The organism is Bacteroides sp. (assembly GCF_052357945.1).
GTDB lineage: Bacteria > Bacteroidota > Bacteroidia > Bacteroidales > Bacteroidaceae > Bacteroides.
On record NZ_DAWCXD010000243.1, the window covers coordinates 1 to 4,061 of the forward strand.

Here is a 4,061-nt window from a genome sequence, read left to right on the forward strand (position 1 = left end):
AATCCACTGGTGTTTGAGACCAGCGCGTCTACCGATTCCGCCATCTGGGCGCATACTTGATTTCTCAATTGCGGTGCAAAGATACGACATTATTTTGAATCCACAATAGTTTGGCAAAAAAAAGGAGAAAAAAATAATAAAACATATCTTAAACACTTCTCTATTCAGAGAATAAACCGTACATTAGCAGAAACTTTAAAATAGAGTCACTATCATGACAAACCAGGATAATTATTGCGTGATTATGGGTGGCGGCATTGGAAGCCGCTTTTGGCCGTTTAGCCGCAAAACATTGCCCAAACAATTCTTAGATTTCTTCGGAACGGGTCGTTCACTTTTACAGCAGACTTTTGACCGGTTCCAAAAGGTTATTCCAACAGAAAACATTTTCATCGTTACCAATGCAATGTATGCAGACTTAGTGAAAAAACAATTGCCTGAAGTGAGCGAAAACCAAATTCTGCTGGAACCTGCAAGACGAAACACCGCTCCATGTATAGCATGGGCTTCTTACCACATCCAGGCATTGAATCCAAATGCCAATATCGTAGTTGCACCTTCAGACCATTTAATTTTAAAAGAGGATGAGTTTCTTGCCGCTATCGAAAAAGGACTTGATTTTGTTTCACGCTCGGAAAAGCTACTGACATTAGGTATTAAACCCAATCGCCCGGAAACAGGGTACGGATATATACAAATAGACGAACCCGCAGGAGGAAACTTCTATAAAGTAAAAACATTCACAGAGAAACCGGAACTGGAATTAGCTAAAGTATTCGTAGAGAGCGGAGAATTTTATTGGAATTCCGGCCTATTTATGTGGAATGTAAATACAATCATCAAAGCAAATGAAGATTTACTGCCTGAATTAGCTTCCAAACTGGCACCGGGAAAAGATATTTATGCCACCGACAAGGAGAAAGCATTCATCGAAGAAAACTTCCCAGCATGTCCTAATGTATCCATCGACTTCGGCATTATGGAGAAAGCGGATAATGTGTATGTATCATTAGGAGATTTTGGCTGGTCCGATCTTGGAACTTGGGGATCACTTTATGATTTATCGGAAAGAGACCCGGAAGGCAATGTTACGCTGAAGTGCCATTCACTTATATATAATAGTAAAGATAATATGGTAGTACTTCCGAAAGGCAAACTGGCCGTTATCGATGGACTGGAAGGATTTCTGATAGCCGAATCGGACAACGTTCTTTTGATTTGCCGCAAAGATGAAGAACATGCTATCCGTAAATATGTAAACGACGCCCAAATGCAACTGGGCGATGATTTCATTTAATAACACGCAACCTGACGCCGGAGACAAAACCGGATAAGAGCATACAAATAGTGAACGGTGAACAAACTGCATAATTGATTGCAGAGAGTTCACCGTTCACTGTTTATAATCGAAAAACTTTGTGTGTCTTTAAATAATCATGAGTTTCTAAATAATCTCTATTCCCTGCTGCTTGCAAAGTTGCAGTCCCAGATCTTTCAATCTGAACTTCTGAATCTTTCCACTACCCGTCATCGGGAATTCATTCACAAAAAAGATATATTTCGGAATCTTATAACGGGATATCTTATTTCTGCAGAAATCACGTACATCGGCTTCCTGCATTTGTACTCCTTCCTGCAAAATAATAAATGCTCCGACTGCCTCACCATACTTTTTAGAAGGAATACCAGCTACTTGAACATCTTTCACTCCATCAAGCTTATAAAGAAACTCTTCTATTTCGCGCGGATAAATATTCTCGCCACCACGAATAATCATATCTTTGATACGTCCGGTAATCCGATAATTTCCATCTTCATCCTTAATACCCAAGTCGCCGGAATGCAAGAAGTTGTTTTCATCAAGCACTTCCGCCGTTGCTTCCGGATTCTTATAATATCCTTTCATGGTATTATAACCACGGTTACACATTTCACCTTGTACACCAACCGGACATTCTTCACCTGTTTCAGGATCAATCACTTTCACCTCCGTAAATTCGAAATCATGTCCTACCGTATTACAACGTACATCGAACGGATCATCAATACGAGAAGCAGTCATACCCGGAGCGGTCTCCGTCAGTCCATATACACTAGTCACCTTCATATACATTTTCTCTTCTACCTGCTTCATCAGTTCGACAGGACACAGCGAACCGGCCATAATACCTGTACGAAGACAAGACATATCAAAGAGATCGAACATCGGATGATGCAACTCGGCGATAAACATAGTCGGCACACCATAAAGAGCCGTACAACGTTCTTTATGAATAGAGGCCAGCACAACCAACGGGTCGAAACGTTCTACCATCACTTGTGTACAACCATGAGTCAGACAGTTCATGGTAGCCAATACTACCCCAAAACAATGGAACAACGGAACGCAACAACAAAGTTTGTCATCTGCCGTGAACTTCATGTGTTCCCCCGTCAGGAATCCATTATTGGCGATATTATAATGTGTCAGCATCACCCCTTTCGGAAAACCGGTAGTGCCCGACGTATATTGCATATTTACCACATCGTGACAATCCACTTTGCTTTTTAGTTCGTTCAAACGGTCATCTTCCACATTATCTCCCAACAGCAGGATCTCCGCTGTATTATACATACCACGATGTTTTTCCTGACCTACATATACTACATTTCGCATATACGGAAAGCGTTCGCTCTTTAAATGTCCACGCTCACAAGTCTTCAATTCAGGAAGCATTGTATAGGTCATCTGCACAAAGTCACTGTCCTTCTCGCCATTCACGATACAAAGCGTATGCATATCCGAGTTCTGGCAAAGATACTCCAACTCCGATTGCTTGTAGTTCGTATTCACTGTAACATATACCGCACCAATCTTCGCGCAGGCATATAGCAATGTCAACCAATCGGGAACATTAGCCGCCCAAATACCCACATGGGTACCACGTTCCACACCAATGGCAATAAGCCCTTTTGCCATATCATCCACACGACGGTTCAACTGACTCCAGGTAAAACGGAGATTTCGGTCGGAATATACGATATATTCCTTATCAGGAGTCTCTTCAGCCCAGTGTTCCAGCCACTGCCCCAAAGTACGATCAAATAATTGCATGTAATTATACTTAAGTCTTGGTTCCTACTATTTCATTAAATCGGTGTGTAAACTACTGCCAGGATTTTTGCAGCCTGCCCCTCATAAGCATGTACATGATGAGGAACAATGGAATCATAATAAATGCTATCACCCTCTTCCAGCAGATAGGTGTTCTTGCCATAGCTGATTTCCATGATACCTTCCATAACCATGATGAACTCTTCTCCTTCATGAGAAGAAAGCACGAAGTCAGTATCTTCCGTCGGCATCACATCGATAATAAACGGCTCCATGTGACGATCCGCCTTTGACTTGGACAACGAGTGATATTCCATGTGTTTGCGAGAGTGAATCGCATTATTGGAAAAACTGATCGCATCCTTGGCTTCTTTCTTACGGCATACGACCGGTCCGACTTCATCCTGATCATCAAGGAAAGTACCCAGACGTACTCCCAACACACGCGCAATCTTAATCAGCGGTGCGAGAGAAGGTATATCAATGTTATTCTCAATACGTTCAATCTGTTCGATAGCCAAACCTGAACGTTGCGCCAACTCTTCTATGCTTATTGATTTATCTTCGCGGAGGGCTTTAATTTTTTCGCCAACAATCTTACTTGTATCCATTTTGAAAGCATTTTAGTTATCAAAGGTGATAAATTATAATAATTAAGCTGCAAAAATAGCAAAATCTTTAGATGAACACAATTATAACCGAAGAAAATACGATTGTCAGGAAGAAAAAGAAGATACTAAAAAAAAGCCGCTCCTCTATCATGAGGAACGGCTTTAAATCTTTTCGCGACAAGTAGATTACTTACGCAAACCGAGCTCTTTAACAATAGCACGATATCTTTCGATATCTCTTGCTTTCAGGTAGTCGAGTAAGCGACGACGCTTACCTACCAACATTGTTAACGCTCTTTCAGTACTATAATCTTTTCTGTTGAGCTTCATGTGCTCAGTCAGGTGAGAAATACGGT

General features: G+C 41.3%; 4 protein-coding genes. 1 reads left to right on the top strand and 3 read right to left on the bottom strand.

Translation table 11 applies throughout. The features are described 5' to 3' along the window. The first annotated feature begins 214 nt into the window (after window positions 1–214). The gene (locus tag ACT8YW_RS22130; protein ID WP_302825929.1) at window positions 215–1,297 is read left to right on the top strand and encodes a mannose-1-phosphate guanylyltransferase; all 1,083 of its coding nucleotides are present in this window, start codon (window positions 215–217) and stop codon (window positions 1,295–1,297) included. Window positions 1,298–1,444: 147 nt separating this feature from the next. Here the strand turns inward: ACT8YW_RS22130 and ACT8YW_RS22135 are convergent, their stop codons facing one another. The 3 genes from ACT8YW_RS22135 to rpsO all read right to left on the bottom strand — a co-directional run. Beyond that, entirely contained in the window at window positions 1,445–3,094 is a 1,650-nt protein-coding gene (locus ACT8YW_RS22135) for an AMP-binding protein (protein WP_302825930.1), read from the bottom strand. A 35-nt stretch (window positions 3,095–3,129) separates the two neighbouring features. Then, window positions 3,130–3,705 carry a helix-turn-helix domain-containing protein gene (locus tag ACT8YW_RS22140; RefSeq protein ID WP_099145734.1) on the bottom strand — a complete coding sequence of 192 codons (576 nt, stop codon included), beginning with the start codon at window positions 3,703–3,705 and terminating at the stop codon, window positions 3,130–3,132. A gap of 186 nt (window positions 3,706–3,891) precedes the next feature. Further along, a partial coding sequence (gene rpsO, locus ACT8YW_RS22145; protein ID WP_303390325.1) for a 30S ribosomal protein S15 occupies window positions 3,892–4,061 on the bottom strand: 170 nt, incomplete at its 5' end.